The organism is Bradyrhizobium septentrionale, assembly GCF_011516645.4.
Taxonomy (GTDB): Bacteria; Pseudomonadota; Alphaproteobacteria; order Rhizobiales; family Xanthobacteraceae; genus Bradyrhizobium; species Bradyrhizobium septentrionale.
The window spans coordinates 8337890-8363506 of the sequence record NZ_CP088285.1; the positions used below are offsets into that span (position 1 = coordinate 8337890).

General features: G+C 63.2%; 29 protein-coding genes, 1 tRNA gene and 3 pseudogenes. 17 read left to right on the forward strand and 16 right to left on the reverse strand.

The genetic code is table 11. From position 1 onward, the window contains the following. Nucleotides 1-669: 669 nt before the first annotated feature. From HAP48_RS41635 to HAP48_RS41650, 3 genes are all read left to right on the forward strand, one after another. Nucleotides 670-873 carry a hypothetical protein gene (locus HAP48_RS41635; RefSeq protein ID WP_166205553.1) on the forward strand — a complete coding sequence of 68 codons (204 nt, stop codon included), beginning with the start codon at nt 670-672 and terminating at the stop codon, nt 871-873. A 112-nt stretch (nt 874-985) separates the two neighbouring features. Continuing rightward, entirely contained in the window at nt 986-1222 is a 237-nt protein-coding gene (locus tag HAP48_RS41640; protein ID WP_166205554.1) for a DUF6894 family protein, read from the forward strand. A 327-nt stretch (nt 1223-1549) separates the two neighbouring features. Continuing rightward, a complete protein-coding gene (locus tag HAP48_RS41650) occupies nt 1550-1801 on the forward strand; it encodes a hypothetical protein (protein ID WP_210293347.1) in 252 nt (83 codons plus the stop codon). Nucleotides 1802-1808: 7 nt separating this feature from the next. Here HAP48_RS41650 and HAP48_RS41655 read toward each other — a convergent pair whose 3' ends face one another. Further along, nucleotides 1809-1958 carry a zinc finger domain-containing protein gene (locus tag HAP48_RS41655; protein WP_166205555.1) on the reverse strand — a complete coding sequence of 50 codons (150 nt, stop codon included), beginning with the start codon at nt 1956-1958 and terminating at the stop codon, nt 1809-1811. Between the two features lie 27 nt (nt 1959-1985). After that, nucleotides 1986-2114 (reverse strand): hypothetical protein, encoded by a 129-nt coding sequence (locus tag HAP48_RS50280; protein WP_275949002.1) that lies wholly within the window; start codon nt 2112-2114, stop codon nt 1986-1988. Nucleotides 2115-2915: 801 nt separating this feature from the next. Here HAP48_RS50280 and HAP48_RS41660 point away from each other — a divergent pair. From HAP48_RS41660 to HAP48_RS41675, 4 genes are all read left to right on the forward strand, one after another. Continuing rightward, on the forward strand, nt 2916-3113 hold the full coding sequence (locus HAP48_RS41660) for a hypothetical protein (protein WP_166205556.1): 198 nt from the start codon (nt 2916-2918) through the stop codon (nt 3111-3113). A gap of 424 nt (nt 3114-3537) precedes the next feature. After that, nucleotides 3538-3699, forward strand: a complete 162-nt coding sequence (locus HAP48_RS41665; RefSeq protein WP_166205557.1) for a hypothetical protein — start codon at nt 3538-3540, stop codon at nt 3697-3699. Between the two features lie 178 nt (nt 3700-3877). Next, nucleotides 3878-4195: a tyrosine-type recombinase/integrase gene (locus HAP48_RS41670; protein ID WP_224496811.1), complete on the forward strand. Its 318-nt coding sequence runs from the start codon at nt 3878-3880 to the stop codon at nt 4193-4195. A gap of 81 nt (nt 4196-4276) precedes the next feature. Continuing rightward, nucleotides 4277-4370, forward strand: a tRNA-Ser gene (locus tag HAP48_RS41675). Nucleotides 4371-4399: 29 nt separating this feature from the next. On the opposite strand, the pseudogene HAP48_RS50995 reads toward HAP48_RS41675, so the two are convergent. Beyond that, nucleotides 4400-4543, reverse strand: a pseudogene (locus tag HAP48_RS50995) (IS481 family transposase); the annotation flags it as partial. 113 nt (nt 4544-4656) lie between these two features. Here HAP48_RS50995 and HAP48_RS41680 point away from each other — a divergent pair. After that, on the forward strand, nt 4657-6021 hold the full coding sequence (locus tag HAP48_RS41680; RefSeq protein WP_166205558.1) for a matrixin family metalloprotease: 1365 nt from the start codon (nt 4657-4659) through the stop codon (nt 6019-6021). 93 nt (nt 6022-6114) lie between these two features. On the opposite strand, the gene HAP48_RS41685 is transcribed toward HAP48_RS41680, so the two are convergent. Next, a complete protein-coding gene (locus HAP48_RS41685) occupies nt 6115-6327 on the reverse strand; it encodes a hypothetical protein (protein ID WP_166205559.1) in 213 nt (70 codons plus the stop codon). A 249-nt stretch (nt 6328-6576) separates the two neighbouring features. Further along, the gene (gcvA, locus tag HAP48_RS41690; RefSeq protein ID WP_210292750.1) at nt 6577-7479 is read right to left on the reverse strand and encodes a transcriptional regulator GcvA; all 903 of its coding nucleotides are present in this window, start codon (nt 7477-7479) and stop codon (nt 6577-6579) included. A gap of 190 nt (nt 7480-7669) precedes the next feature. On the opposite strand from gcvA, the gene HAP48_RS41695 reads away from it, so the two are divergent. From HAP48_RS41695 to HAP48_RS41715, 5 genes and pseudogenes are all read left to right on the forward strand, one after another. Then, nucleotides 7670-8176: a PaaI family thioesterase gene (locus HAP48_RS41695; RefSeq protein WP_166205560.1), complete on the forward strand. Its 507-nt coding sequence runs from the start codon at nt 7670-7672 to the stop codon at nt 8174-8176. Nucleotides 8177-8187: 11 nt separating this feature from the next. Next, the gene (locus HAP48_RS41700; protein ID WP_166215637.1) at nt 8188-9435 is read left to right on the forward strand and encodes an MFS transporter; all 1248 of its coding nucleotides are present in this window, start codon (nt 8188-8190) and stop codon (nt 9433-9435) included. A gap of 173 nt (nt 9436-9608) precedes the next feature. Then, nucleotides 9609-10490, forward strand: coding sequence for a class I SAM-dependent methyltransferase (locus tag HAP48_RS41705; protein WP_166205561.1), 882 nt, complete (start codon nt 9609-9611; stop codon nt 10488-10490). 192 nt (nt 10491-10682) lie between these two features. Next, entirely contained in the window at nt 10683-10931 is a 249-nt protein-coding gene (locus tag HAP48_RS41710) for a cupin domain-containing protein (protein WP_166205562.1), read from the forward strand. 566 nt (nt 10932-11497) lie between these two features. Continuing rightward, nucleotides 11498-11875: pseudogene (locus HAP48_RS41715) on the forward strand (TSUP family transporter); the annotation flags it as partial. 138 nt (nt 11876-12013) lie between these two features. Here HAP48_RS41715 and HAP48_RS41720 read toward each other — a convergent pair. The 7 genes from HAP48_RS41720 to gatC all read right to left on the reverse strand — a co-directional run bounded on the left by HAP48_RS41720 (nt 12014) and on the right by gatC (nt 19307). Further along, nucleotides 12014-12280, reverse strand: a complete 267-nt coding sequence (locus tag HAP48_RS41720; protein WP_166215640.1) for a hypothetical protein — start codon at nt 12278-12280, stop codon at nt 12014-12016. 1542 nt (nt 12281-13822) lie between these two features. Next, nucleotides 13823-15310 carry an Asp-tRNA(Asn)/Glu-tRNA(Gln) amidotransferase subunit GatB gene (gene gatB / locus HAP48_RS41725; RefSeq protein ID WP_166205563.1) on the reverse strand — a complete coding sequence of 496 codons (1488 nt, stop codon included), beginning with the start codon at nt 15308-15310 and terminating at the stop codon, nt 13823-13825. Nucleotides 15311-15429: 119 nt separating this feature from the next. Then, a complete protein-coding gene (locus HAP48_RS41730; RefSeq protein WP_166215642.1) occupies nt 15430-16791 on the reverse strand; it encodes a patatin-like phospholipase family protein in 1362 nt (453 codons plus the stop codon). 153 nt (nt 16792-16944) lie between these two features. Continuing rightward, a complete protein-coding gene (locus HAP48_RS41735; protein WP_166205564.1) occupies nt 16945-17235 on the reverse strand; it encodes a hypothetical protein in 291 nt (96 codons plus the stop codon). A gap of 3 nt (nt 17236-17238) precedes the next feature. After that, nucleotides 17239-18714 carry an Asp-tRNA(Asn)/Glu-tRNA(Gln) amidotransferase subunit GatA gene (gene gatA, locus HAP48_RS41740; protein ID WP_166205565.1) on the reverse strand — a complete coding sequence of 492 codons (1476 nt, stop codon included), beginning with the start codon at nt 18712-18714 and terminating at the stop codon, nt 17239-17241. Continuing rightward, nucleotides 18711-18941 (reverse strand): hypothetical protein, encoded by a 231-nt coding sequence (locus HAP48_RS41745; RefSeq protein WP_166205566.1) that lies wholly within the window; start codon nt 18939-18941, stop codon nt 18711-18713. The genes gatA and HAP48_RS41745 overlap by 4 nt, the downstream gene beginning before the upstream one ends. 78 nt (nt 18942-19019) lie before the next feature. Then, nucleotides 19020-19307 carry an Asp-tRNA(Asn)/Glu-tRNA(Gln) amidotransferase subunit GatC gene (gene gatC, locus HAP48_RS41750; RefSeq protein ID WP_166205567.1) on the reverse strand — a complete coding sequence of 96 codons (288 nt, stop codon included), beginning with the start codon at nt 19305-19307 and terminating at the stop codon, nt 19020-19022. 359 nt (nt 19308-19666) lie between these two features. On the opposite strand from gatC, the gene HAP48_RS41755 reads away from it, so the two are divergent. Then, nucleotides 19667-19837 (forward strand): hypothetical protein, encoded by a 171-nt coding sequence (locus HAP48_RS41755; RefSeq protein WP_166205568.1) that lies wholly within the window; start codon nt 19667-19669, stop codon nt 19835-19837. Here the strand turns inward: HAP48_RS41755 and HAP48_RS41760 are convergent. Further along, the gene (locus HAP48_RS41760) at nt 19828-20907 is read right to left on the reverse strand and encodes an NAD(P)H-dependent flavin oxidoreductase (RefSeq protein WP_166205569.1); all 1080 of its coding nucleotides are present in this window, start codon (nt 20905-20907) and stop codon (nt 19828-19830) included. The two genes, HAP48_RS41755 and HAP48_RS41760, sit on opposite strands and share 10 nt — an antisense overlap. An 18-nt stretch (nt 20908-20925) precedes the next feature. Next, nucleotides 20926-21933: an NAD(P)H-dependent flavin oxidoreductase gene (locus HAP48_RS41765; RefSeq protein WP_224496812.1), complete on the reverse strand. Its 1008-nt coding sequence runs from the start codon at nt 21931-21933 to the stop codon at nt 20926-20928. Nucleotides 21934-22010: 77 nt separating this feature from the next. Here HAP48_RS41765 and HAP48_RS41770 point away from each other — a divergent pair, with 77 nt between their 5' ends. The 3 genes and pseudogenes from HAP48_RS41770 to HAP48_RS41780 form a co-directional block, all read left to right on the forward strand. Beyond that, a complete protein-coding gene (locus HAP48_RS41770; RefSeq protein WP_166205571.1) occupies nt 22011-22901 on the forward strand; it encodes a LysR family transcriptional regulator in 891 nt (296 codons plus the stop codon). Nucleotides 22902-22977: 76 nt separating this feature from the next. Then, the gene (gene ruvX, locus HAP48_RS41775; protein WP_166205572.1) at nt 22978-23460 is read left to right on the forward strand and encodes a Holliday junction resolvase RuvX; all 483 of its coding nucleotides are present in this window, start codon (nt 22978-22980) and stop codon (nt 23458-23460) included. Then, nucleotides 23424-23921: pseudogene (locus tag HAP48_RS41780) on the forward strand (AEC family transporter); the annotation flags it as partial. The gene ruvX and the pseudogene HAP48_RS41780, both read left to right, overlap by 37 nt. Here the strand turns inward: HAP48_RS41780 and HAP48_RS41785 are convergent. Beyond that, nucleotides 23918-24682: a CPBP family intramembrane glutamic endopeptidase gene (locus tag HAP48_RS41785; protein ID WP_224496813.1), complete on the reverse strand. Its 765-nt coding sequence runs from the start codon at nt 24680-24682 to the stop codon at nt 23918-23920. The pseudogene HAP48_RS41780 and the gene HAP48_RS41785 sit on opposite strands and share 4 nt — an antisense overlap. A gap of 65 nt (nt 24683-24747) precedes the next feature. Next, nucleotides 24748-25518: a CPBP family intramembrane glutamic endopeptidase gene (locus tag HAP48_RS41790; RefSeq protein WP_166205573.1), complete on the reverse strand. Its 771-nt coding sequence runs from the start codon at nt 25516-25518 to the stop codon at nt 24748-24750. Between the last annotated feature and the right edge of the window lie 99 nt (nt 25519-25617).

The following is a 25617-nucleotide window of genomic DNA, read 5'->3' on the forward strand; positions in this document are numbered from 1 at the left end:
CTGATGTGCACCGTCTGCGGAACAGCAGGCGCTGTAAACATCGCCCTGGCATGACAGGGTTGGTCACGCGATGCCATTCAGTGTGGGATGGAAATCGTGATTCCCCGCCGATGAAATTCACCGCAGATCGTCCCTTCGCCAATCCCGAGAAAGCCGCTCGCAGACTCATGGAGCACGCTCGAGCGTTCGAGCCGGTCCAGGACGGCCGTGTTGATGTCGAGAAGATCAACGGTCCTTTTCTATATCAGGACAAGGGGACGCCGGCCGAATATGGGCCGGCCTAAAGTACGCCATCGATCAGGACTGGCTAGAGATCCACGAGAGCGGGACCTATGTGAGGATCCTGCAGGCTGGGAACGACCTATTCGCGTAGCCGCAGGCTTCGCCCATGTTCCCGGTAGGACCGCGGAGATGGCCTATTCACTGTTCTAGGCACATAAATTTTAATGGGTCGCAATTCGTTCTTGGACCCAAATCAACGAGCGGCAACCTGCAACAGCTTAAAGGCCTTCCGGGGTTCTTCGTGGGTGGAACGGAGTTCCGAATTAACTAGGAACCCTGGAGCTACCGGCCTATTGTTAATTCATCACCGCTCGGCTCCCAGTATTCATCGGTGATGAGAACGCCCGGTTAGCGCTCCCGCCTTCCTCCAGTGGAAAGGAGCACCTCATGACCATCAGGCGGCGCCGTTTCACACAAACGCAATCATTGGAAGAACGTCTGACTGACGAGGCCAAGAGCCTGCGCGAGGAAGCCAAGACGCTTCCACCGTGCGCAAAGAAAGAAACCCTGCTGAGAAAAGCGCGGCATGACGAGGTCACTGCCCATTTGACCGAGTGGCTGACTTCACCAGGATTAAAGCCGCCTGTTTAGCAACCATCTCGCTCACGGCTTCGTTATGTTAGATCACCAGCACGCGACCCTCAGGCGTTGGTGGCTGAGAGTTCTTATGCGCTCCCGCCTTTCATGGATGGGAGCGCTCAACATGGCCTTCTATTTCTTCGACATCCAAAGTGGCCGTGAGTTCTTTGCAGACGAGGAAGGATTGGATTTGCCGGATCAAAAGGCCGCTAAAGTCGAGGCACTGCAAACGCTATTGGGAATGGTCAAAGACTCTGTCTTTTTGGACGAGCAGCCAGACCTAGCAGTCGAAACTCGTTCCGCAACCGAACGACTGTTTTGCGTCTCCCTGATCTCTCGCAAAAACGGCGCGAAGCATTGAGTCCGCCTCTGGCGCCCCCTTAGGAACAATCCTCAAGCAAAGAGATTGAGAACCTGGTCTGTGGCGCGATGCCTCCAAGCTCGCGCCATCCACCCGGAACGGCCCATCGTCGATCGCGCGGTTGGCGGTGGGCCGGTTCTCGTTTGGAAAGGAGCGCGCCATGCAGAAGCGGCGTCGTTTCCAGTACGGAAAGACCTTTCAAGAACGTCTAGCAGAAGACGCTCCGCGCCTCAGAGAAGCTGCGGAAAAACTGCCTGCGGGCAGCCATGCTCAGGAACTGCTTTTGCGCCGAGTCCGGCAAACTGAGAATGCTTCTCGCATTGATGCGTGGCTTACATCGCCGAGGATGCAGTCTCCAAAGGCTCTAGGAAGTTTGCTGGCGGGGAAGAGGTAACGCCTGTGAGCACTGCATACCATGCCTATATCCTGGGCCCGGACGGCCACATCCAAAACCGCGTTGACGTCCTCTGTGACGATGACGAGGAAGCCACGCGCATGGCGGAGCAACTGGTCGACGGCCACGATGTTGAGCTATGGCAAGGCGCGCGCATGCTGGCGACCTTCCGCATGAAGGAGTAAGGCCGCCTCAGTTGTCTTCTGTGATCTTGCCCTTGCCGTCGCAGGTCTTGCATTTGACCGGATAGATTTTGTGACCCGGCTGAACAGGCTGCTCAACCGGCGGGAAGCCCGTTCCATTGCAGGCCGGGCAGATATGCTCTTTGATCTTCGGCTGCATTTGAAGCCTCCTCCGGCCGCCTCGTTGTCAGCCCGGGAATTGCGGTTGAACAAGCGATGCTATCATCATGACCGCTATCAGAAGCGCCGGCGCGCAGCCCACCCCAGCAGCTAACCAAAGCTCCGCGTCGCGAAAAATCTCGTAATCATCCTGCATCGACGGCTCTCCATCCGTCTTGTCCGAAAGAAGCGGCCCCAGCGAGGGGGAACACGCCGGGGCCAAGTGTGCACTTTGGGTCATCATCCCGCACCGCCTAGGACGGCACCGGATATGCAACAAGTGCCACCGAACGCGCTTCGTTCCTCTAAGAAATTGATCGCCCCGCAAACGTCCCTGATATCTGCAGAAAGTGCCTGTTCAAAAATCAGCGGCCCCAGCGCCCCGGGGAGAGCACTGAGGCCGATGGTCGTCCCAACTCCTCAACACGACCCGCCATCTTAACGGCGTGAATTGCCACTTGTTCCCGACCAAGAAAAACGGCCTCAGCGCATCGCCTCGCTGAGGCCGTTCCTTCTTTCCTATGCTGTCTTTGACCGTGCCTTTGCCCAAACAACGGCCCTTACTGGGTCCAAAAGCTTTCCTTAATGAAATCTCGCAATGCCCAGCGGCCGGATCATCGAACCAAGCGCGCGCCCCGTCAATTAGCACAAGCGAATCGCGTCTAAATAAATTGCCGCTTTTTCCCGATGTCGTTCAGTTCGCGCTTGCCTTACCCGCGGTTCGGGTGTGCGATTAGGTCGACCAATCTCGATTGACGCGGGACTGGCCAGGTGGCCCCGGTGACCGACCTTACAGGTCCCCCACACACAAGGTTGCTGGGGCCGCTACATTTGACGGAAAAACATACTCCGAATTTGACGGTCGCGTGTGAAGTGACCGTCATCGTGGCGTAGATTCTTACATGTAATCGGTGACGGTACCGGCGCGAAAGCACCTCCGAAAACATAGGGGGCGTACATGGAAGAGCGAAAGATTGCGATGCTGCGCGTGCACGAGCAAAACATCGAGCGTTACCAAGGGTTGCTGCGCACCAAACTTAGCGACGTCGAGACTCACTTCATCGAACGGCGCCTATCCGAAGAGCGTTTCGCGATCGAGATGCTGAAATTTATGAGTCGTGGGGAAACGCCCGTGACAGATCATCTGTTCGCATAAGGCGCCTCCGCATACTCCGACGGAAGTAATCCGTTTGAGATATGAACCATGGCACGCTTTGTGCTGACTCCTCACATGTCGGGATTTTGCACATCCTTCCCGGGGCTAGACCAGCGCCGCCAGCGAGTATTTTAAGCCTGGCGGCGTTGCGCTGTTTGAGCCCATAGAAAAGGCCCCAGCGAAGCCCGGGGCCAGTTGTTCCTGTCTGTGGTTCCCTGCAGCCATCAAGAATTGCCACTTTTTCCCAGATGGACCGGGTAGGTAAGGAACGATCGGACCGACCGAACGTCTATATGAAGCTTCCAGCCAAGGGCGCCCCCCCGACTGCTGGAAGAAAACCCGTATCGCTCGGGTTGGCGGCCCCCAGGTTGGGGCCGTTTCCTTGGGTTCGCCAAACGGGCCCCCGCTACCCTATCTTCCGGGGATGCCCATCACCCGAAAGCCGATCGAGATCCCGCCGGAAGTCGCCTGCCAGTTTGCCGCGGACATGAAGGCCTATCACGACGATATCCGACGCGACGGGATCGCAGTCGGCACCAGGCATATGCTGCTTGAGCACATGCCTGCCGGCCAAAGCTTCGGCTGAGCGAGGTCAAAGAACTATTCGGACTGATGCGTGACTGAGGCGGTATGTGAGAGCATCGTCTCGCTTATCGCGCTGACACTGTTCGAACGTCCACCACTCCGGTGATGTAGAGGCTTTCGAACGCGAGCGACACCGTAAGATTTGATCTACAGTTCGGACAAGCCATCTCGAGATCAGGGTGAAGCTCGGGCTCGGCAAACTGCCTGAGCATGCCCTGCTGTTCGCCAGTATCGAGGGGAAGCCACTGAGGCCCAGCAAGGTGTCATCTGACCGGGGGACGCTGGCTGACCGCATTGAGGCGCCTGAAATCACGTTCCACGGGCTACGCCACACCCACGCCAGCCAACTGATTAACGCGGGGGTGGATATCGTCACGATTTCAACGCGGTTAGGCCACGCAAAGCCCAGCGTTACCCTTGCGATTTACGCGCACATGTTTACAACGGACGACAGCAAGGCGGCGGCCGCTATCAACGCCGCCTTGAACGTTTCGTGACCCCGTTGGGTGGCAATCCGGTGGCATAAACCCCTGTTTGTTCCACCGATTACCCAACTAAGTTATTGAAATTGTTCAGCCGGAGACGTGGCCGAGTGGCTGAAGGCGGCGGTTTGCTAAACCGTTATAGGCTTGTAAAGGCCTATCGAGGGTTCGAATCCCTCCGTCTCCGCCATCGACTTGGTCGTCCAGCCCGGGTGACGACCTCGTGCCGAACGGGTTGTCGGTGGGTTGCAAGGATTTCTGCTCCAGGTCGAAATATCCGAGATCGCAGTGCGTGAAGCAGACGAGCCAAATGCCCTCGTCGAACTCCTCGATGCCGAGCTTCCTGCCAGCCAGGACGGTTGATCTCACAGGAATTTATTTACCCTTTCGGCACCACAAATCGGACGAAATAAAACTCCGGAAGCGAAGTATCGCGATACTCGTTTCCGGGCGCGACGCAACAGGCAGGAATCTCCATGGCAGATTATAACTTGGAAGGACCCGTCTGGTCGTCGAAGACCATCACGTGGAGCTTCGCGACGGTCAATTTCTTCGGTCAGCCTGACACATTCTCAACGTTCTTCCAGCCAGGTGAATATGAGCGGGAAATCATCGATGCCTTGAAGCGATGGTCCGCCGTTGCCGATGTGACGTTCGTCGAGGTGGCGGATTCTGCGAATGTCGACATCCGTTTCGGGCTCGGGACTTTTGACGGCCCTTACGGGATCCTGGCTGAGACATCGTACTACTACTCCAACGGCGACTTTCTGCCTGATGTCACGGTCAGCTTTGACCAGGCTGAAAGCTACACGTCTTCCTCCAGCGGCTTGACGCTTTCGGGAGGAATAAGTTTCGAGGCCGTTGCAACGCACGAAATCGGCCACGCTTTGGGCCTCGATCATTACACTGGCGGCCCGGCGATCATGAACCCCTACGCCAGCGCCGACATAACCAACCTGACGCAGTCGGACATCGACGGCATTCAGGCGCTCTATGGACCGCCCTCGAACCAACCGCAGGTTCCTGGGGGTGACATTGTCACCAACGGCACGGCGGCGAATGATGTCTTGCTCGGAGGAAGCGCGGCCGATGCGATCTACGCGCTCGCTGGCAACGATTATATTTATGCTTACGGAGGCAACGACTTCCTATTCGGTGGCGATGGCCTTGACGTGTTGCTTGGTGGGAGTGGAGACGACGCGCTTTATGGCGGCACGGGCTTCAATTACCTGTTTGGCGGCGACGGCAACGATACCCTTTCCGGCTCGGGGGGAGCCTCGCCGTCCGATGTCAACGTGATGTACGGCGAAGCCGGCAATGACCTGCTCTATGGGGGAACCGGCACCAACTATTCTTACGGCGGCGCTGGCGCTGACACCATGTTCGGTGGCTCCGGTCTCAACATCTTCATCTCGTCAGGCGAGAGTGATGGAAACCTCATCTATGGGGGTTCGGGCCAGAACTACGTTTATGGTTCGAACGGCGGCGATACGGTGACCGGCGGCAGCGGCGTCGACGTATTCCTGATGGGATCAGGCGCAGATGTGATCAGCGGCGGTGGTGGCGTTGATTATGCTTGGGGCGGCGGCGGCTCGGATACGTTTGCCATCAATGACGCGGTCTCCGAGATCATGGTGATCCAGGACTTCAACGCAGGCGGCGTGCACGACATTTTGAGCTTCGCTGGAACCTCCCTGCATTCCTTTGCCGATGTGCAGGCCGCCGAGTTCTATTCGCCAGGGATCAATACGACGATCATCACCGATGCGGCAGGCAACGCTGCCTGGTTGATCGGCCTCGCCCCCGGACAACTCGACGCAAGCATGTTCAGCTTCGCCTAGGAAGATCGATCGCCGATGTTTGTCAGGCCGCGATGCACGGTGCGCCGCGGTCAAGGCAACGCCGTCGAAAGCATCAACCGAACCCACCCGGCTTCAGCCGCCGCCGCGGGTGGACGGATCGAGATTTCGATTCTCGCCGGGCGGGATCGGCCCGTAGCCCGGATAGACGTAGTGGCCCGGAGGAGCCACCTGCTCGCCTGGACGGACGATGACGTGCTGTCGCACGCGCCGGTGATGTGCCGTTGCGGCGTCGGCGGCGGCGCTCCACAGCATCGCCAATAGTCCCACCATCAAAGCAGAACGCATCGCCTTGGCTCCGGTTCACCATAGTATGATGCGCCGACCGCATGGCCGCCAGCGCTGGCGGCCTCACGATCGGTCACATCGACGGGATTGAGCAACGATCTGCGGGGCGCTCGGGCGCGCCACATCCTCGGCAGCGACCGCGGAAAGGCCTGCGCGCAGGCGACGCCGAGCAGCGCGAGGCCGCCGCCGATGACGTGGAAGGACCGGACCGGCTCACTCAGCATCACGATCGCGGCCACGGCTGGGCAGCTAACGCTCCGCGGCCGCCGACTGCGCCATCGGCCCCAGGATCCATTCCCTGAACGCCGCGATCTTCGGAAGCCCCTGCCGGTTGTCGGGGCAGACGAGATAATAGGCGAACTCCTCCAGATGCGCGGTCTCGAGCAGCTGGATCAGTTCGCCGGACTCGATCTCGTTTGCGACCATCGCCGTCGGCAGCAGGCCCGCGCCCTGCCCGGTCAGCACAGCCTTCAGCAGCAGACCGCTGTCGTCGAACGACGGGCCGCGCGGCGTGCGCACCTCCGCGATGCCGTTGGCCTGAAACCACAGGCTCCAGCCCTTGCGATCGGCGTCATGCACTTGCGGCCAGCCGGCGAGTTCGCCGGCAGATGTCGGCCGCCCAAGACGCGCGACGAGCGACGGCGAGGCAACCGCCACCATCTCGACCTTGACGACGCGGTCGCTGCGCAGCCCCGGATAGCGGCCGAGGCCGTGGCGCACCGCGACGTCGACGCCGCTGCGCGAGAAATCGACCAGCGTGTTGCTGGTGACGATCTGCAGATCGATCTCGGGATGCGCATCCTGAAACGACGCCATCCGCGGCACCAGCCAGGCCGACGCAAAGAACGGCGTGACGCTGACCGTCAGCGTGCCGATATCATTGGACGCGGCGACGCGGCGCGACGCCTCCGCGATCTGGCGAAACGCATTGCGGATCGACGGCAGATAGTCGCGCCCGGCGTCGGTGAGATAGATGCCGCGCGGCACCCGCTCGAACAGTTTGACCCCGAGATGGGCCTCCAGCGTCTTGAGCATCTGGCTGACTGCGCCCGGCGTCACGCACAGCTCCTCGGCCGCCAGCTTCACCGAGAGATGCCGTGCGGCGGACTCGAACGCCTTGAGCGCGTTCAGGGGTGGAAGCCTGCTCTCCATAATTTAGATTTTCTAATCTCAATTGCGCAGCAAATCTGGTTTGCTAACCCGGCCTTCCTAGCGCTCTATCAGCCTATCCTAAGGCTGAAAGCCACGTCAACGCAGAGAAAACCGGACCATAAGAATTAGATTTTCTGATCCTTATTTACGGCGTCCAACGCGGCATTCAGCTCCCCGATGGAGCGGCGACATGACTGAGGTTCCACACAAACTCGCCCTGCATGAGATCGACGCGGGTGGCCACGCCGGCAGACTGGTCGATCGCATCAACGCGTCGCAAGCCGGCAGCCTGCCCGGCGCATTGGACTTTCAATGGCTCGAAGCCGGACGCGGCCAGATCCGCGGCCGCTTCGAGATTGCCGCAAAGCACTTCTCGCCGCACGGGCTGCTGCACGGCGCAAGCATCGTCGCATTGGCCGATACCGCATGCGGGTTCGGCTGCCTTGCGTCCTTGCCGGACGGCGCCATCGGCTTCGCCACCTCAGAGTTGAAGACGAACTTCATCGGCGCCGCACGCGAAGGCGGCGTGAGTTGCGAGGCCCGCCTCGTACATGCCGGGCGCACGACCCAGGTGTGGGATGCCGAGATCAAGAGCGAAACGACGGACAAGACCATCGCGCTGTTTCGCTGCACGCAGATGCTGCTCTATCCGCCGGCCAAGACTGGCGGTCACGCGGCACAAGGAGAACGATCGTGAGCAATGCCGCCATGCACGCCGGTTATCAAAGAGCAAAGCCGTTCTACGGCTGGTATGTCGTCGCGGCCGCCTTCGTCGTGACCTTCATCGGGTTCGGCAGCGCCTACACCTTCTCGTCCTTCGTTGAGTCGTTGCAGCGGGAGTTCGGCGCCTCGCGCGGCTCGGTGTCGCTGGTGTTCTCCTTTGCCGGCTTCCTGTATTTCGGCCTCGGCATCATCTCCGGCCCGCTTGCCGATCGCTGGGGCGCGCGCAGGCTTGCTGGCCTCGGAATGGCGCTGGTCGGTGTCGGCATGGTGCTGGCGGGACAGGCCCAGACCATCCTTGAGGTCTATGCCGCCTACAGCATCGGCATCGGCGCCGGCGTCGGCTGCGCCTACGTCCCGACGCTGGGCGCGGTGCAACGCTGGTTCGTCAGGCGGCGCGGTTTTGCGTCGGGGCTCGCCGTCAGCGGGATCGGGGTCGGGACATTGGTGATGCCGCCGCTCGCGACCTGGCTGATCACGAGCCTCGGCTGGCGCGATGCTTATGTCGTGCTGGGCGTTGTTGCCGCCGTCGCCGGCATCGGGGCATCGCTTTTGATCGCCGACGATCCGCGCCGCTACGGAACGGGACCGGACGGCGATCCGCTTGAAGCGGTCTCAGGCGCGCCGCTGCGCCAGGGCGTCTCGATCCGCGGCGCGGTCAAGACCGCCCGCTTCGCCGGGCTTTATGCGGCCTGCCTGATCAGCGCGTTCGGGGTGTTCGTGCCCTTCGTGCACCTGGTGCCGTTTGCCGTCGACCATCAGGTGGCGCCGGCGCTCGCCGTCCTGCTGCTCGGGATGATCGGCGTCGGCAGCACCGCCGGCCGGTTCTTCCTCGGCGGCATCGCCGACCGGGTCGGCCGCGATGCGTTCCTGATCGCGATGTACATCGGCATGGCCGTCTCGCTGGCGATCTGGGCTGTCGCCGGCAGCTTCTGGTCGCTCACGGTCTTCGCGCTGCTGTTCGGCGTGTTCTATGGCGGCTGGGTTGCGATCCTGCCCGCCGTGGTCACCGACCATTTCGGCGGCCGCAATGTCGGCGGCATCATCGGCATCCTCTACACCAGCGTCGCCGTTGGCACGCTGCTGGGACCGAGCGCCGCGGGCTTCGCCTACGATGTCAGCCACAGCTACTTCATTCCGGTGGCGATCAGCGCAGCAGCCAATGTGGTCGCCGCGCTGATCGCGATGGCGACGATGCGAACGGCCTCGCCGATCGCCTCGGTTCCTCAGTCATGAAGGTCGCAGTTCCAGGCTTCGTGCCTAAAAAACGCCGTTAGGCGCTTCGTGGGGATCGCTGATACGTTTGGTCCGGTACAAGGACGGCCGCTTGGGACGCATCAAAATGCGGCAGCCGCAGCAGTACAAGCCAGACAACATGAAATTCGTGACCGACCGCACGGAGGACATTTATGAACTGGAGTTCGTGGCTCAACGAGTACTACAGCAATGAATTGGCCAGCACCGATGCTGTATGCGGAAGGGGAACAACTGCCTACGAAGCATTTAATTGGATCGCTGACCCCTACCTGTGGAACGTGCTTCTTTGGAAAGAGTACGATGGCTATGAGGCCATAAAGAACGCCATTCCCAAAATGCCGGATGCTGGAACTCAGAGAAACTGGTCCGGCCGTTCGGGGATGGAGTTGGGGGCCTCAGTCGTCGAAACGTACCGCCTCATGCACGATAAGCTGAGGCTTCATCTCAAGAAGCCATTCGATCAATGCTCCGTGCTGGACTATGGGTGCGGCTGGGGCAGTGTGACCCGATACTTCATGAAGGACGTGCCGCTGAGCAATTTGCACGCGTGCGACCCGCACAAGGGCATCATCCAGGTGGCGAAAACTCTCAATCCGCAACTCGATATCGTATTGTCGGAAAGCCTGCCAAAGAGCCTGCCCTTCTTCCGGAAATTCGACTTCGTCTACGCACTTTCTATCTGGACCCACCTGTCTCCGGTCGCCAGCGAAGTTTGTTTGACCGCAATACACGCGTCCCTCAATGAGGGCGGCATTGTCTATCTCACAGTCCGCCCTCCTGCGTATGCGTTTTACGACCCCATTTCAAAACTGCCCGGCTGGGATCAACAAGCGATAGCCGCGACCGTGCAGCGCGACGGTATTTTCTTCTATCCGCAGAGCTATGAAGTCGACGGCACGATGACATATGGCGAGACGATCATCACCCGGAAATACATCGAGGAAAACTGGACTGACCGGTTTGATCTGATCGACGTGGCGATGAACGGGATTTCGCCGTACCAGGGCATCATCGTTCTTCGAAAGAAGTGGTGACGCGCCTTCGCGCTTGGTGGCAAGCAGGCGTCAATCTCGTCTCGAGCAACCGCGATCAAGATGTGCGCAGCGGTTGTCGCTGGTGGTTCAATGCCGCCAGCGCGTTCGCGATGCAGCCGTGAGGCCTCATGACGGTTGGTAAGGCGCTGTGTTACGCTTGCGGATCACCCCCCTCATCGGTTCGAGACCTCTGTGATCACTCGCTCCGCCTCGCCCAACGCCTGGAACTACCAGCCAGCTGACGATGCAGGCATCGTCGAACTGGCATCGTGGCGCGGTGCCGGCTCGCTCGGCCTCCGGCCGCATTTCCATGACGAGAGCCAGATCGTGCTGGTGCTGTCGGGGTCGCGCGCCTTCCGCATCGACGGTGCGACCGTGACTGCGCCTGCGGGCCATGCCGCGCTCATTCCGGCGGGACTGCTGCATGTGCACCGATGTTGACACCGGACGAGGAAACGGTTTGCCTGAATGCGTATGTTCCGGCGAGCCGCACCTCCTCATCGCTGCGGGTCATCGGCGTCGGCGCTCGCTGGAGGAGCGTCGACCAGATATCGCCCGCGCACACCAGAGCCACCTCACCCGCCTGTTCCGCCATACCTTTGGAACCACACCGGGCGTCTACCGGCGCGGTTGAAGCGGCGTCACAGACGTTCCAGACCGGCCCGCGCTGCGCCCGCTAGCCTGCTCACCCTGCAAGGGGTGAAGGATGGATACAAAGACAAGTCTTCTGCTGCTCGCGGCCGGTGTTGCGGGAGGCGTCATCAATGCACTGGCGGGCGGCGCGACGCTCATCACGTTTCCGGCCATGCTGGCGGCAGGCCTGCCCGCCGTGATCGCCAATGCGTCGAATGCGGTGGCGATCTCGCCGGGGCATCTGATCGCAGCTCTCGCCGACCGCGGCAAGCTGCCGCCGCCGACACCGCGCACGATCAGCTTCGTTACCGTCTCCACCCTTGGCGGCGCGATCGGCGCCGGGGGTCCTGTTGCTGCTCCCCGAGCGGCTGTTCGTGCTGCCGGTGCCGAGCCTGATCGCATTCGCAACGCTGCTGTTTGCCTTCGCGCCGCAGATCCAGAGCTGGACCGTCGGGCGGCAGGCGAGCGCGGCGCTGCCCTCGACCGGCGCGAGTGGAGCGGTGCTCGGGTTGGCGTGTGTCTATGGAGGCTTCTTCGGCGCCGGGCTCGGCCTCATCCTGACCGCGGTGCTCTCGATCACGGAGCCCAACGACATCAGGGCGATCAAGGCGTTGAAGAACCTGCTCGCGACCTGCGTGTCGCTCGCCGCCACATTGATCTTCATCGTGCAGGGAGCGGTGTGGTGGCCGGAAACATCGGTGATGCTGATCGGCGCCATGATCGGCGGCTATGCCGGGGGCTATTTGATCCGGATCCTTCCCGCGTCCATCGTCCGGCAGTTCGTGATCGTGGCCGAAGCGGTGATGACCGTCGTCTACGCCGCGCGCTACTCGTTCTACATGGAGCGAGGGAGCCGAGGCTCCCAGCTCGATTTCGGCAGAGTTGCCAAGTCAGTGCGTCGTCATCCAGGCGCGGGCTTCGCGCTGGGCGACCGCGATCTCGATATCGGACATCTGCTCGGCGACTTCGCGGCGGTGCGCGATCGCGTCGGTACGTCCCTTGAGCGCCGCCAGGTTGAACCATTTGTGCGCCGCGACGAGGTTGACCACGCCGGAGCGGCCGCTCGCCCAGTACATGCCACGTTCGAACAGCACGTCCTGGATCGCGGTCGCAGCTACCGGGATGGCGCTGTCCTGATCGATGACCCCCTGAAACATTGTCGTCATTCCCCTTTTTGTTGTTGGCCGCCCTCCCCCGAGCGCGGCCCCCGTCCACTGTTGAAACACCCTGTTATCTCAGGGCTGATCCTTGGGATCATGCCCCGCGCTGATCCGCTGGATCACCGCTCGCCGTTTGCCGGCTTGTTGGGATGATCATGACCCATCAAATTTGAAGAGCGGTTTAAGTATCGCGATGAACGGGATGTAAATCGGCGCCGCCAAGCGGGTTTCCCCGAATCGTAGAAGTGCCTGTGCCGCAGGCATTTCTGTGCATTCGTGAACGCCGGTTTACCTTGGTGTTTTGGACAACAATAACCATCGCGGCCAATGGCCGACGCCGCCCCGGCCGCTCTCAGCGGCCATCCCTTTCAAACTTTTACGGAGGGGGCGCAGATCCGGCCGACGATCCGCGGGATCGTTGAGCGGGATCGGCGCGGGCGCAAACGAACGCGAGGCCGTGAGGCCGAACGTCGATCCAGAACTGGAATGGGGAAAATGGTTGCCGGGGCGCGGACTGCGCAGGCCGCCGGAACGAGGGGGTCGGCGAACACGTCAGGACCAGATTTCAGCTCGGCATTCTCGCCGGTGAAATTGCGGAACCAAGCAGGCTCCGCACCGAACGAAGAAATCTCTGTTTCTTCTGCCGGACCGGTTCTGGGAAGGTTGCCCTCTCCGAAATTCGATCCAGCCGTTTGACCTGATGTCTCGCCGACACCCTCTTTCGTCAGCCAGAGCCTGGGATTGGGATGTGCCTCTCAGCAGTCCGTCCGGTGGCTCTCGCGACGTGCCGGCATAAAGCCGCCGGCAATCCTCTCAAGGCGAGAGGCTTACTTCTTCTTGGCGACCTTGCGGGTCTTCTTCGCAGTCTTCTTCACTGCGCTCTTCGCCTTCTTCGCCTTCTTCGCCTTCTTTGCCTTCTTAGCCATGTTGCCCTCCGGTATGTGAGATGGCTCTCTACTTCGCTGCGTGCACTCGGGAATCGATATGCACTACTTCCCGAATACACCAACGGATTAAAAAAAACAGTGTCCCGCTTAAGGAAGTGTTGACGCAGCGATGGTCGTACGCGCAGCGCGCGTCGCCGATCAAATCGACGATGCATTCGCGCGACGATGCAAGAAACGCAGCAGCGGCCGACATCGGCATTTGTCAACGTTGCAGGAAACGCCTTTATTGCAGGTACTTTTTGAATTCGCATTCAGTCAATCAACGCGCGATCGTCGTTGCGTTGAGTCGCGAGCTGTGACGAAAAGCGGCGCCGCGCGGGCGCCGAGTCGCAACTTTTGGCAACGAAAAATATTTCGTGGGAAAGTTGGCTTTCGCCTCGTTTGAGGTCATCCAAACCCGATTCCCGGCCGAATCGTGGCTGCGACGATTCGGCGCCGAGGGGCGTCGTCACCACCGCGGACGGAGGGTGTGAGCCAGGATCACGCCACGTTCACGCGTGCGCGACGACGCCAGAGGTGACCGCAAGAGGATGGGACGAGAGCATGATCCGGCTGGATCATGCGCCAAGGACAACATCATTGTCCTGTTCGTTCAGACGCCGAGCTTGGACTTCAAGAGCTCGTTGACCGCCTTCGGGTTCGCCTTGCCGCCCGACGACTTCATCACCTGACCGACGAACCACTGAAGGGCCGCAGGCTTCGCCTTTGCTTGCTCGACCTTGTCGGGATTGGCCGCGATGATGTCGTCGACCACCTTCTCGATCGCGCCGAGGTCGGTGACCTGCTTCATGCCGCGCGCGTCGACGAGTGCGCGCGGATCGCCGCCCTCCTGCCACACGATCTCGAACAAGTCCTTGGCGATCTTGCCGGAAATCGCTCCCTCGCCGATCAGATCGACGATCGCAGCGAGTTGCTGGGCCGACACCGGCGAGGCGGCGATCTCGACGCCTTCCTTGTTGAGACGCCCGAACAGTTCGTTGATCACCCAGTTGGCGGCAAGCTTGCCGTCGCGCGCCTTGTCGGCAAGACCTGACAGCACCGTCTCGTAGAACTCCGCGCTCTCGCGCTCGGCCACCAGCACGCTCGCATCATAGGGCGACAGACCGAAGCCCGTAATAAACCGGGACTTCTTCTGGTCCGGCAATTCCGGCAGATGCGCCTTGAGATCGTCGACGAAGGCCTGGCTGAACTCGAGCGGCAGCAGATCGGGATCGGGAAAGTAACGGTAGTCGTGCGCCTCTTCCTTGGAGCGCATCGAGCGCGTCTCGCCCTTGTTCGGGTCGAACAGCCGGGTTTCCTGGTCGATCGAGCCACCGTCCTCGATGATCTCGATCTGGCGCCGCGCCTCGTACTCGATCGCCTGGCCGATGAAGTTGACCGAGTTCATGTTCTTGATTTCGCAGCGGGTGCCGAGCGCGGTCTCGCCGTAACGGCGCACCGAGACGTTGACATCGGCGCGCAGGCTGCCCTTCTCCATGTCGCCGTCGCAGGTGCCGAGGTAGCGCAGGATCGAGCGCAGCTTGGTGACGTAGGCCTTGGCCTGCTCGGCGTCGCGGATGTCGGGCTTGGAGACGATCTCCATCAGTGCGACGCCGGAGCGGTTGAGGTCGACATAGGACATCGTCGGCGACTGATCGTGCAGCAACTTGCCGGCATCCTGTTCCAGATGCAGCCGCTCGATCCCGATGGTGACGCTGCGGCCGCCGTCGAGCTCGAGCGACACCTCGCCCTCGCCCACGATCGGCGACTTGTACTGGCTGATCTGGTACCCCTGCGGCAGGTCCGGGTAGAAATAGTTCTTGCGGTCGAACACCGAGCGCAAATTGATCTTCGCGTTCAGTCCGAGACCGGTGAGCACCGCCTGGCGAACGCACTCCTCGTTGATCACGGGCAGCATGCCCGGCATCGCGGCGTCGACCAGCGAGACGTGGGTATTGGGTTCGCCGCCGAACGCGGTGGATGCGCCGGAGAACAGCTTTGAGTTCGAGGTGACCTGGGCATGGATCTCCATGCCGATCACGACTTCCCAATCACCGGTGGCGCTCTTGATCAGTCTGTGCGGGGCGGCAGGTGCGGTCATGGGTCTCGTTGTCCGGATAAGGTGATATCTGGGAAGCCTTGGGCTTCGCGCAACCGATCGCGCCAGTCAAGCCGCCTTCCAATCCCCTTGCAGCCCGCGCCGGGCGCGTGAGGCGCAGATCAGAGCCCGCGCCGGAACTGCTGATAGGCCTTGCTGGAGCGCAGCGCGTCGGCGCCGCCCACAATCAGCTGGTCGACCTGCTCGGGCGGCAGCGAAAGCCGGGTCGGGATGGCGTTCAGGATGCCGGCACGCTCCGGTCCGAGCCGGTCGAAGCCGAGCCGCTCGACATAGATCGCGACGTCGCCGCACTTCCAGCCGGCGCCGACGCCGAGCCTCGTGCGATCCGCCGCCGACAGGCCGCAGCGCCAGCGCTTCAGCTTGCCGGACCAATCGTTGGCGAGCGCCGTGAAGGCCGCGTAGCTCGAGCGCACGCTGGCATCGATCGCGGTGTCAGCGGCCGCCGACACCAGCTCGACGCCGTTCGGCCCTTCCAGTGTCTGCACGAAGTCGCCGGAGATGCCGCGGCCGGCGTCGACCACCAGGAACAGGATGCGCCTAAGCTTGGCCGCCTGCCGTTCGTTCAAGGGCTCGTACGGACGCTGGGCTGCGAGCAGCCCGATGCTCAGCCCCGACAGGCCGTAATTGTCGACGAGGCCGCCATCGAGCAGCTTGACGTAGCGCATCGAGCCGTCGCGGTAGCGCGCCTGGGCCTCGGCGTAGGAGCGCAGCAGCGGCTGCGCATTCGGATCGTTGCGCACCCGCTCGAGCCACGGCGGCAGCGGCGCCGAGCAGCCGCCGGGAAAGGTTTCAAGCACGATAGGCGCAAATGCCAGCGGCACCGCAGCGGATGCGGCGACCGCTTCGGCGATACGATAGGAGCGGATGTCGCTGCACAGCGCATCGAAGGCGGTCTTGCCGAACACGAACGGCGTGCGGTTGTAGATGTCCGACGCGTTGATCCAGACCCGCGGGCGGCGGTCGTCGGGCAATGCCTCGAACCGCGCGCCGTTGAACAGATTGCGATCGAGCCAGTCGGTGAACTGGCTGTCGTTGACGCCGCCGCCCAGCGCGCGCCCGATATTGCCGAGCGAGATCCGGGTCTTCAGTCCCTCCTCGGCGTTGCGCAGCAGGAAGCGCTCGCGGAAATCGTCGAGCGCGGCGCGCCGCTTCAATCCAAAATAGGCGGCGGTGACCGAGCCGCCGGACACACCGGAGACGAAGTCGACGCGGTCGAGCAGTGTCTTGGTGCCGGCCACGCTCGAGCGCGTGCGGTCGAGCTCTTCGAGCACGCCGAAGGAAAACGCCGCGGCGCGCGTGCCGCCGCCGGAGAACGACAGCGCAAGCAGCAGGTCGTCTTCATAGCTTGGAATGTCGCTAACGCCGTTGGTGTCGGCAGCCGCGGCGCCGAGCGGCACATTGCCGGGCAGATTGTAGACGGATGCGCAGCCGGCAAGGCCCGCCGCCGTCACGGCCACCAGCAGCGCTGACAGCCATCCCCCTTTCCCCGACCCACGCACGAATACTCTCTTGCCGCTGGCCCCCGCCCGGTTCCGTTAGCCTATCACGGCCAATCTGGGCGGCGGCATGGCGGCCGAAACAGGGTTAATGATCGCGGTGCCTCGGCACCGGCAAACCTAGGCGCTCTGCGTCAAAAGCGTAGAGACGATCCGCTCCCATTCGGCCTCGAGCGAGTCCTTGGCAACCGGCTGATTGGCGTGGCGATACCAGTAGTCGGCATTGCCGAGATCGCCCTCGACGCGATGCAGATGGGCATGAACCCAGGCCGAACTGGCGTCACTGCCGTCCTTCACGATGTCGTGCGCCTTGTGCCAATCGCCCTTCTTCGCCCACCACATTGCGGCGAGTTGCGGCGACAGCGCCGCGTCAGGCGCGGCGTTTGCGAGACTGGCGCGGAAATCCGCCATCGCTCACCACCATTTCGGCGGCGTGAAACGGCCGGCCGCCTGTTCGATCACTTCGCCGAGGGAGAACAGCGTCTCCTCGTCGAAGGGGCGACCGATCAGTTGCAGGCCGAGCGGCAGGCCCTGCGCGTCCTTGCCCGCGGGCACGGCGATGCCGGGCAGGCCCGCCATGTTCACGGTCACCGTGAAGATGTCGTTGAGATACATCTCGACCGGATCGGCGCCGCCCTTCTCGCCGATGCCGAATGCTGCCGACGGCGTCGCCGGCGTCAGGATCGCGTTCACGCCCTTGGCGAAGCAGTCCTCGAAATCCTTCTTGATCAGCGTCCGCACCTTCTGCGCCCGCATATAATAGGCATCGTAATAGCCGGCGGAGAGCACATAGGTGCCGATCAAGACGCGGCGGCGCACCTCGTGGCCAAAACCGTCGGCGCGGGTGTTCTCGTACATCTCGATGATGTTCTTGCCCGGTTCGCGCAGTCCGTAGCGCACGCCGTCATAACGCGCGAGGTTCGACGAGGCCTCCGCCGGCGCCACGATGTAATAGGCCGGCAGCGCGTATTTGGTGTGCGGCAGCGACACCTCGACGAGCTCGGCGCCGGCGGCCTTCAGCCACTGCGCGCCCTCGCTCCAGAGTTTCTCGATTTCGGCCGGCATGCCGTCGAGCCGATACTCCCTGGGGATGCCGATCCTCATGCCCGTCACGGACTTGCCGATCGCGGCCTCGTAGTCCGGCACGGCGATGTCGACCGATGTGGTGTCCTTCGGATCGTGCCCCGCCATCGAGCGCATCAGGATCGCGGCATCGCGCGTCGTACGCGCGATCGGACCGGCCTGGTCGAGCGAGGACGCAAAGGCGACGATGCCCCAGCGCGAGCAGCGGCCATAGGTCGGCTTGATGCCGACGGTCGCGGTGAACGCGGCCGGCTGGCGGATCGAGCCGCCGGTGTCGGTCGCGGTCGCGCCCATGCAGAGCGATGCCGCCACCGCCGAAGCCGAGCCGCCTGACGAGCCGCCCGGCACCAGCGTGGTGTTGGAGCCCTCGCGCCGCCACGGGTTGGTGACCGGGCCGAAGCACGAGGTCTCGTTCGACGAGCCCATCGCGAACTCGTCATTGTTGAGCTTGCCGAGCAGCACCGCGCCGTCGCGCCAGAGCTGCGAGGTCACCGTCGACTCGTAGGGCGGGGTGAAATTGCCGAGGATCCTGGAGCACGCCGTGGTCCTGATGTCGCGGGTCGCGAACAGGTCCTTGATGCCGAGCGGAATGCCGGCCAGCGGTCCGCCCTCGCCCTTTGCGATCTTCTCGTCGACGGCCTTGGCCATCTCGCGCGCGCGGTCCGGCGTCTCCAGCACATAGGCATTGAGCACGCGCGCGGCTTCGATGGCGGCGAGATGCGCATCGGTCAGCTCAACGGCGGTGAAAGACTTGCCCGCCAGGCCCTCGCGGGCCTCGGCGATCGTCAGCGATGTCAAATCGGTCATTTATTGATCGGGCTGCAGAAGAAGGGAGAAAGGGTCTTGTCGTTGGCGGGATCGTCCTGCCGCGCTTTGGCATTTTCCTTGGCGCGCGCGGCGTCGAGCGCCTCGAGCTGGTCGAGCACGGCGTCGATCGCCTCGTTGGGATCGGCGACCTTCCCCTTGCGCTCCATCACATCGAGGAAGTCCATATAGGCCTTGTAGGCCTTCTCATCGTCGCAGAGCAGACACATCGGACTTTGTCGCTTTTGTTTGATGCGTTTTCTTCGCGCGAACCGGTATCCACTTCGCTCGAAAACGCTATGCTAGAGTTACTCGACCACCTTCGGCACCAGGAAGAAGTGGTTCACGGTATCGGGCGCATTGCGGACGATGTCGTCGGCCTTCTCGCCGTCATTGACCAAATCGGCGCGCTTCTTCATCTCCATCGGCGTCACCGAGGTCATCGGCTCGACGCCGTCGATATTCACTTCCGACAGCTGCTCGACGAAGGCCAGCATCGCGTTCAATTCCCCCTGGAGATGGGGAACTTCGGCGTCGCTGACCGCGATCCGCGCCAGATGGGCGATGCGGCGGACGGTCGTGGCGTCTACGGACATTATATAGGGCCTCAAGGCTGAAAAGGTCAGCCCGCCATATAGCAGAGGCCGGTTTTGCGCCGCAACCGCGCCGGGCGCGCGGCTGGCCCCAGACCCCCTGCCGGACGGCCGATCAGGCGCCCGATGATTCCGGCGGCAAAACCCGCGACGAAACCACTTTGCGGACCCGGCGCAGTCGTCCTGAAACATTCGCGGCGCCTACTCCCCTCAAACAGAAAAGTACGGGAGTCCGTCATGTCCATGCGTGAGATCACCCCCCAGCCGGGAGGCTGGGACCCTGCCCTCTGGTCGATCGGTACCGCGATCGGTGTCGCGATCCTTTACGTGGCCTGTCTGGTCTAACGAGACGAGAAATAGCCATGTCCCAGGCAAAAACTCTGCAGGACAAGGCCGAGATGTTCGAGCGCCGCGCCGAAAGCGCCACGGATCCGATTTCCCGGCAGCACTACAAGGAAATGGCCGCGCATTATCGCAGGCTTGCGACCGAGCATCTGGAGATCAACCAGAGCGAGCCCGCGCGTCAGGCCTGAGATAGTGCCCCCATCCGCGCCAGCGCGGCGCCGGCCAGCGCCCGGGTCAGCTCGGCCGCGGGCATTTCCTTGCCCATCCGCACCGCCTGCCCGGCCCACAGATTGGTGAAATCGACCTTGTCCTGTTTCTCGGCAGCCGCCTTCAGCGGTCCGAGCGCGGTCGCCGCGTGCGGGAACGCCGGCGCGTCCGGTGAGATCGGGCCGACCTCGCGCATCACGCGGTTGGCGACGCCGCGCGCAGGGCGGCCGGTCATCACATTGGTGATGACGGTCGATTCATCGCTGGCCTGCGCCAGCGCGATCCGGCCTGCCGCGGTCACCTTGGATTCCGGGCAGCGCAGATAGGCGGTGCCGATCTGCACCGCGGAGGCCCCGAGCGCGAACGCGGCAGCGATCCCGCGTCCATCCGCGATGCCGCCGGCCGCGACGACCGGCACTTTCACCGCATCCACCACCTGCGGCAACAGCGAGAACGTGCCGGGCTGCTCGGCGATGGTCTCGGTCAGGAACATGGCGCGATGGCCGCCGGCGTCGGCGCCTTGCGCGATGATGACGTCGGCGCCGTTCTCCTCGAGCCAGATCGCCTCCTTCACGGTGGTGGCCGACGACATCACGGTGGCGCCGGCCGACTTCACCCGCTGCAACAGTTTTGGTTCCGGCAGGCCGAAATGGAAGCTGACGATTTCGGGCTTCAGCTCCTCGACAACAGCGCAGAATGCCGCGTCGAACGGCGCACGGTTCGCCGCGTTGATCGGCGCATCCGGATCGAGACCGTGCTCGCGATAGTATGGCGCCAGCCGCTGCCGCCATTGCGCCTCGCGCGCCGGATCGGCGTCGACCGCCTTGTGGCAGAAGAAGTTGAGGTTGATCGGCGCTGATACGCGCTGGCGGATGATGTTGACCTGCTCACGCGCCTTCTCGGCCGACAGCATCGCGCATGGCAGCGAGCCGAGCCCGCCGCCCTGCGCCACCGCAATCACCAGTTCGGCATCCATCACGCCGGCCATCGGCGCCAGCACGATCGGGAACTCGGTCTTGAAACGATCGATCAATCGACGGTCTGGCCACATGGTGTGTCTCGCGCGTGTTCAGGTCAGAGAGGAAAGAGAATTGCGCCGGCCCTGCAGCGTCTGCTCGGCTTCGGTGACGATGCGGCCGACGATCTCGGCCGCCGGAACGATATCATGGATCAACCCGACGGACTCGCCGGCAAACACCGCGGCGATGTCGAAATTGCCCACGGCTCTTGCCGCGGCGTACTCCGCCGCGATCTCGTCCGCGCGCTGCATCAGCTCGATCTCGCGGCCGCTCCAGCGCCGCAGATGGTCGTTGGCAAGCGAGCGCGCAGTGAACGGCGCCGGCCACATCAATTTGCGCGACCAGTCGAACACCACGCCGCGCACCGTCTCGCCGCTCTTCGCCGCGCAGATCAGCTGCTTCGCCTGCTCCGGGGCGTCGGCCTCGATGCTGGCGTAGAAGCGCGTTCCCATCAGCACGCCGGATGCGCCGAGCATCATCATCGCCGCGACGCCGCGCCCGTCCGCGATGCCGCCGGCCGCAACGACCGGCACGCGCCCCGCCGCAAAATCGATGATCGCCGGCACGATGTCGAGCGTGGTGCGAGAGGCCCCGTGACCGCCCGCCTCGGCGCCCTGCGCGATCAGGATGTCGGCGCCGCAATCGAGCGCTTGCTGCGCCATCTCCTCGCTTTGCACCTGGCAGATCAGCAGCGCTCCCGCCGCCTTGATCTTGGGCGCGAACGGCGCGGGATCGCCGAACGACAACATCACCGCGCGCGGCTTCGCGTCGAGCGCGATATCGATCAGCTCGGGCTGCCTGGCGAGGCTCCAGGTGATGAAGCCGATGCCGAACGGACGGTCAAATCTCCTGAGCGTCGCGGCCTCCGCCTCGAGCCAGGTCTTGTCCCCGTAGCCGCCGCCCAAAATGCCGAAGCCGCCCGCGTCGCTCACCGCCCTGACCAGCCGGCTTCCCGTGATCATGGCCATCGGCGCCAGCAGGATCGGATGTGTGATGCCCAGACGTGCCGTCAATTCGGTGCTGATCGGCATGTGCTCGCTCCCTGTTCTGGACTCCAAGCCTAATCGGGCCTAGCATTCTCGGAAAATGAATACTAGAGAACGCTACCATCTCTAAATCAGAACGATGGTCTCCCATGGAATTGACCGACCTGCTCACCTTTTCCACGGTCGCCCGGCTCGGCGGCATCACCCGGGCCGCCGAAGAGCTGAATACCGTGCAGTCCAATGTCACCCAGCGCATCAAGGCGCTGGAGGCCGAGATCGGCACCGCGCTGTTCGAGCGCCACAGCCGCGGCATGTCGCTGACCGGCGCCGGCCGCCGCCTGTTGCCGTATGCGCAGCGCATGGCGGCGCTGTCGCGCGAAGCCGTGCTCGCCGCGCGCGACGATGGCGAGCCAAAGGGGCCGCTGTCGATCGGCTCGATGGAGACCACGGCCGCGGTGCGGCTGCCGGCGCTGCTTGCCGAATTTCATCGCCGCTATCCGGCGGTGCGCCTGACCTTGCGCACCGCGCCGACCGTCGACCTCGTGGCGGCCGTGCTCGACGGCTCGCTCGACGGCGCCTTTGTCGCCGGCCCGATCGAGCACGCCGAACTGTCAGCGACGCCAGCATTCGCGGAGGAACTGGTGCTGGTCACCGCGCAGCGCTGGACATCGCTCGCCGCCTTGCGCGCCGGCACGCCGGAGTCGGGCCCGACTGCGCTGGTGTTCCGCACCGGCTGCACCTACCGGCAGCGGCTCGAACAGGTCTTCACCGAGTACGGCTGGCCGTCGGCCGTCCGTTTCGAGTTCGGCACGCTCGACGGCATGATCGGCTGCGTCGCCGCCGACATGGGCGTCACCCTGCTGCCGCGCGCCGTCGTCGAGCGCGATCATGTGCAGCGCGACGTCCATATTCACAAGCTCAACCCGCAGCATGCGCTCGTCGAGACGCTGTTCATCCAGCGCCGCACCGCGCACCAGTACAGTCCGTTGCAGGGACTTGCCGCCTGCCTTGGCGGCGACGAGCGGGTGATTGCCGCCTGATCGGCGTTTTCGCATGGACGCCGGCCCGTCGCCGGGCTTTGCCTCGGCGCGCACCTGCGTGCTAAGCGCTAGCGCCATGCCCGCCCCCATCCTTCCCTTGATTGAAGCCGCGCCGCACTGGCCCGACCGCGGCGCGCTTGTTGGCCTCGACCTCGGCACCAAGACCATCGGCGTTGCCGTCTCCGATCCGGACCGGCGGCTCGCCACCGGCGTCGAGACCATCAAGCGCAAGCAGTTCAAGGCCGACGCCGCACGGCTGCTCGCGATCGCGGCCGAGCGCAACGCCGTCGGCTTCGTGCTGGGCCTGCCGATCAACATGGACGGCAGCGAAGGCCCGCGCGCGCAATCGACCCGGGCGTTCGCCCGCAATCTCGCTGGCCTCACCACGCTTGCGATCGGGCTGTGGGACGAGCGTCTCTCGACCGCGGCGGTCGAGCGCGAGCTGATCGGGATGGACGTCAGCCGCGCACGCCGCGCCGAGGTGATCGACGAGCACGCCGCGATCTTCATCCTGCAGGGTGCGCTCGACCGGCTCGCGAAGCTGCGCGGGGACCGCTGAGGATGGCCGTGGTGATCGCGGCGCTGCTGCCGGTGAACCCGCTGATCTGGGCCTGCGTGATCGGGCTCGTCATCAATGTCGCGCACATCCCGCTGCCGCAGATCTGGCACGATGTCGCCGACGCGCTGGGCGGCTCATCGCTCGCGATCGGCCTGCTCGTGACCGGCGCCGGCCTGCATCTGGAAGGCATCTTCCGCCCCGGCCTCGCCGCCAGCGCGGCTCTGGTGTTGAAGCTGGTCGCAATGCCCGTGCTTACGGTTGCGCTGGCGATGCGGTTCGGCGTCAGCGGCGCCAATCTCGCCATCGTCGCGGCCTGCGCTGCGGTGCCGACCTCGCCGTCAGCCTATGTGCTGGCGCGCCAGATGGGCGGCGACGCCCCGCTGCTCGCCCAGATCATCACGCTGCAGACGATTTTGGCCGCGATCACGATGCCGATCGTGATTGCCACGGTTGGGACTTAGACGTAGGGGCCCGTCACGAAGGAGATGAATATGTTGAGTGCGGAATGGATCACGACCGTCAACCAGGTTGAGTTGCTGCGCCAACGACAATAGCCCAGAGCCAATCCCATTCCGAAGATCTCCAACCTCCCATAAACGTCGTACTGCGTGTGGGTCATCGCCCAGACGGCGGCGGTCAGAATGATCGCTCCGATCGGACCGAGAAACGACTCTGACCAGCCGCGATACAAGAAGCCGCGGATGAGAAATTCCTCCATGACGGGTCCGGCAATGCAGGTACCGACCAGCAGGATTAGCAGGCCGCCCGCCCCCTTGACCACGTACAAGCGCTGGTCATCCAACACCGAGCCGTCGTCGCTGACACACCATTTGATGACCGATTCAACGAGCAGAATGCCGGCGAAGATAGCAAAGGCACGCATCGCTTCGGCCGCGCTCGGCCAATTGAGCGCAAGATATTCGGCGAACCCGCGGCGAGCCTTCTGGATCGCGATCCAGAGCACGGCGATCGTTAGCGGGCTCGCGATGGTAAGGCCAGCGCCGTACCATCGCCCTTGGGCGGCGAAATCCCGCAATTGAGCCGGCGACATCCTAGCTACGCCGTCTTGCACCGCGATGATGATCGTCATGGCCCAACCTCCCGCCAGCGTAAAAACGCCGTAGGCGATCAGGATCACGAATGCCGTCTCCATGAAATCCCAGGTCCGCGGCGGCGGTGCCGAAGCCGGGACCGGCGCGTTGGCATTCTCGAAGTTCGACATAAGGATTTTTCTGCAACAACGTTGCAGCGAAGGTGGGCCTGACTTCAACCTAACATGCGAGACCGTTATCCCGCCAGCCACCAGGTCTGGATCGTCGCCGCCAGATTGTTCAGCCCGTGCAGCAGGATGGTCAGCCAGCTCGAGCCGGTGCGGAAGCGCAGGTAGCCGAACAGCAGGCCGATCGAGAGCACCTCGCAGAGGAAGAACCAGTCGTACTGCAGGTGCATGATGGTCCAGACGATCGACGACAGCAGGATCGCGCCGTAGGGGCCGAGCGCAGATTCCGACCAGCCGCGATAGAGCCAGCCGCGCGCGAACAACTCCTCCCACAGCGGCGCGGCGACAGCGAAGGCGATCACCAGCAGCCACAGCGCGCTATGCTCCTGCGCCGATTTCAGCACGTCGCCCATGAAGCCGGGCGTCACCTCACGGCCGGCGGCGCGGGACACCATGTCCCAGGCGCCGACCAGCACGACCAGCGCGACTATTCCGATGATCACATTCTTCCACGACGTCCCGCGCAGCCCGAGATAATCGGCGAACGGGATCCCCGTCCGGCGGATCGCGACCCACAGTGCCAGCACCACCATTGGCAGGCCGGCGAGCACCGAGAGCGAGATCGTCAGACCGTCGGCGACCACATGGGTGATGCCGGCAACCGACAGCTCCGCGCCCTGCGCCATGATGCGGTAGACGATGACCGCGACCTGGCCGAGGAACATCGCGACAAAGATGACGAGGCCCCACAGCGCGGTGCCCCAGAACTTAAAGACCCGCGGCGGACGTGGCGCAAGATTGAGAGCGGCAGTCGCATCTTGCGGCGAGAGAGAATCCATTAGCGAACCTCGGCTTATCAGTTCGTCATGGCCGGGCATAGGCGTCCGAAGGACGGCGTCGCTTCCGCTCGCCTACCCCCGGCCATCCACGTCTTTTCT